This is a genomic window from Mesorhizobium sp. M7D.F.Ca.US.004.03.1.1, from assembly GCF_003998635.1.
GTDB lineage: Bacteria > Pseudomonadota > Alphaproteobacteria > Rhizobiales > Rhizobiaceae > Mesorhizobium > Mesorhizobium loti.
In genome coordinates this window covers 1-3,159 of record NZ_RZQG01000715.1, presented here as the reverse complement: position 1 = coordinate 3,159, position 3,159 = coordinate 1, and the positions used below count along the sequence as shown (strand labels likewise).

Here is a 3,159-nt window from a genome sequence, read left to right as displayed (position 1 = left end):
GCTGATCTACATCGTCTACTGCGTCCTGGGTCGGCGCAGATACGGCGCAGTCAGGTCAGGCGAAGCCAAAGCCGGTCAGTTCAAGGTGCGCTCGACCGAGCCGGCCTCCAGCATCACCGTTGCCGCCAATCTCACCAACCAGTTCGAGCTGCCGGTGCTGTTCTATGTGCTGTGCCTGACGCTGCACCTGACCAACGGCGTCAACTATCTGACCCTGGCGCTGATGTGGATTTTTGTCGCGTCGCGCTATTTCCATGCCTGGGTTCACCTGACGAGCAACAACCTGCTGCTGCGCAGCCGGTCTTTCTTCGTCGGAGCGGTGATTCTTCTGCTGGGATGGATCTGGTTCGCGCTGCACCTGCTCGGCGTGGTTTGAGCAGGTGTTTACCCTCCCCAAGGGGAGGGTAGCTCCGCAAAGCGGAGCGGTGTGGGGGTACAGCGGCTACAGGTCGAACACGGCGATCTTGCGCTTGTCGAACTTGATGCCGATCTCGCCGCGCACCAGCTTGAGCGCCGCCTCGCCGAACACCGCGCGCCGCCAGCCCTGCAGGGCCGGCACGTCGGCATCCTCGCCCTCGGCGGCGATGCGATCGATGTCGTCGCTGGAGGCCAGCACTTTCGAGGCCACGCCTTCCTTTTCGGCGACGATCCGCAGCAGCACCTTCAACAGTTCCGCCGCAGCGCTCGAGCCCTCGGGCGGCTGGAAATTCTTCGGCAGCTTCGGCATCTGCTCTTTGGGCAAGGCAAGCGCGGTGTTGACCGCGCCAAGCAGCGCCGTCGCCGTCGAGGAACGCTCCCAGCCTTTCGGCGTGGTGCGCAGCTTGCCAAGGGCTGCCGCGTCGCGCGGCGCCTGCTGCGCCACCTCGTAGATCGCGTCGTCCTTGAGCACGCGGCCGCGCGGCACGTCGCGTTCGCGCGCCTCGCGCTCGCGCCACGCCGCCACGCCCTGCACGATCGCCAGTTCCTGCGGCTTGCGCAGCCGCATCTTGAGGCGCTTCCAGGCGTCCTCGGGGTGCGGATCATAGGTCTCGCGCGAGGTCAGGACCTCCATTTCCTCGTTGAGCCAATGGGCGCGGTTTTCTCGCTCCAGTTCGGCGCTGAGGTGTTGATAGACCTCGATCAGATGGGTGACGTCGGCCAGCGCGTAGTCGAGCTGCTTGTCGGAAAGCGGCCGGTGGCGCCAGTCGGTGAAGCGCGACGACTTGTCGAGCCGCGCGCCGGTGATCCGCTGCACGAGCTGATCGTAGGAAACACTGTCGCCGAAGCCGCAGACCATCGCCGCCACTTGCGTGTCGAACACCGGATGCGGAACCAGATCGCCGAGATGGACAATGATTTCGATGTCCTGCCGCGCGGCGTGGAAGACCTTGACCACCGCTTCGTTGGCCATCAGCTTGAAGAACGGCTTCAGGTCGATATCAGGCGCCAGCGGATCGATCAGCGCCGTCACGCCGGGTGCGGCCATCTGGATCAGGCACAGAATCGGCCAAAAGGTCGTTTCTCGAATGAATTCGGTGTCGACGGTGACGAAATCCGACTTTTCGAAAGCGGCGAGAACGGTCTCGAGTTCTTTCTGGGTGGTGATGACGTGCATCAAATCGCTTTTGGCAGGAGTAAGGTCTTCCTAGATTTCAGCCGGCGGGGCTTTCGTCAAGCTTTGGCGCTATCGTCACGACCCAACCTGCCCGTCGGAATCGCTGTTTCTCTTGGCCAGCCGCGCGAAAACCGTCGAGGTACGCAAGAGTGCGGTGAAGCGGCTGCGCCTGCCTGCCGGCACGCCGGACCGGGCCTGCATCCGGTAGAGGATGACGGCGATGAAGATCGCATAGACCACGGCGCTGAACACGAACAGCGCGCTAGGCCCGAAATACTGCATCGCCGTCGAGGCGGCGAACGGGCCGCCAATGGCGCCGAAGGAATAGAACAGCATCAAGGCCGCATTGATCAGCACGAACTCGCCCGTGTCGGCGCGGTCGTTGGAATGCGCCGCCGACAGCGAATAGAGCGGCATGGCGAAACAGCCGAAGATGAAGATGATGATGAAGTTGAGCAGCGGATTGCTGCCAGCGATGAACACCAGCGCCAGTGCCGAAACCATCGCGCAGCAGGTCGTTATCAGCAGCACCCGGCGCCGGTCCCAGCGGTCGGAGAGATAGCCGAGCGGATACTGGATGATGGCGCCGCCGAAGATGCCGACGCTGACGAAGGTGACGACATCGGCGACCGACATGCCGATCTGCTCGGCATACACCGGCGACAATGTGCGAAAGGCGCTGTTGGTGACGCCGACTGCTATGCAGCCGAAGCAGCCCAGCGGCGAAATCCGCCAGACGCGCGCCAGGTCGAGCTTGACGTCTTCGGGCGGCGTCGGATTGGAGCGGTCGCCAAGCGAGACCGGCACCAGCGACAAGGTGATCATGATCGACATGATGGCGAAGATGGTGAAGCCGCCGGCGCCGAAGACCGGGATCAGGAACTGGGCGCCGGTGACGGAACCGGTGTCGACCATCCGGTAGATCGCCAGCACGCGGGCGCGATCCTTGTTGGCGACGCCGGAATTCAGCCAGCTTTCGACGATGGTGAACAGCCCGGCAAAGCAGAAACCGCCGGCAAAGCGCACCGCGCACCACATTACCGGATCGGGAACCAGCACCAGCAGCAAGGTGCCCGCCGAGGCGATCGCTGCCAGCGCCGAAAATGCCCTGATATGGCCGACCGCCTTCATGATGCGGGTGATCGCCAAGCAGCCGAGCAGGAAGCCGGCGAAATAGAAGGTGCCCATCAGGCCGATGTCGGAAGCGGAAAACCCTTCCTGTGCGCCGCGCAGCGCGATCAGCGTGCTCTGCAGCCCATTACCGCCGAGCAGGATGCCGGCGGCGAGAAGGAGCGGGATCAGCGGACGGATGGAGGACATGAAGCAATCACGTGTCGGTGATCCCTTCTTGAACCATCGCCTTGGCCAATACCAGCGGCAATTCCCGGCTAACTACAGCGAGGATATGTCCAATTGCTCGTGGCAGGTCTGCCACGCCACGAGAACGGTCAAGCCTCGCCGGTCCGCGCCAGCATCTTGTCCCGCGTTGGTTCGAGCGGCTCGTCCGCCGGCGCGGCGGATTTGTCCGCGGCTGGCCGCCGGCCAAGCGATCCAGAGGTCAGCAG

3 protein-coding genes are annotated in these 3,159 nt (G+C 63.7%); 1 reads left to right on the top strand and 2 read right to left on the bottom strand.

The annotated features are described in order from the left end of the window. The first annotated feature begins 1 nt into the window (after position 1). On the top strand, positions 2 to 376 hold the full coding sequence (locus tag EN935_RS28530; RefSeq protein ID WP_245489074.1) for an MAPEG family protein: 375 nt from the start codon (positions 2 to 4) through the stop codon (positions 374 to 376). Between the two features lie 66 nt (positions 377 to 442). Here EN935_RS28530 and rnd read toward each other — a convergent pair whose 3' ends face one another. Together rnd and EN935_RS28520 are read right to left on the bottom strand one after the other, a co-directional pair. Beyond that, entirely contained in the window at positions 443 to 1,594 is a 1,152-nt protein-coding gene (gene rnd, locus EN935_RS28525) for a ribonuclease D (protein WP_109668530.1), read from the bottom strand. Positions 1,595 to 1,669: 75 nt separating this feature from the next. Then, on the bottom strand, positions 1,670 to 2,914 hold the full coding sequence (locus EN935_RS28520) for an MFS transporter (protein WP_127265694.1): 1,245 nt from the start codon (positions 2,912 to 2,914) through the stop codon (positions 1,670 to 1,672). Positions 2,915 to 3,159 lie beyond the last annotated feature (245 nt).

Coding starts and splice junctions, on each gene's coding strand:
- rnd (WP_109668530.1), bottom strand. CDS start 1,594: ATGCACGTCATCACCACCCAGAAAGAACTCGAGACCGTTCTCGCCGCT.
- EN935_RS28520 (WP_127265694.1), bottom strand. CDS start 2,914: ATGTCCTCCATCCGTCCGCTGATCCCGCTCCTTCTCGCCGCCGGCATC.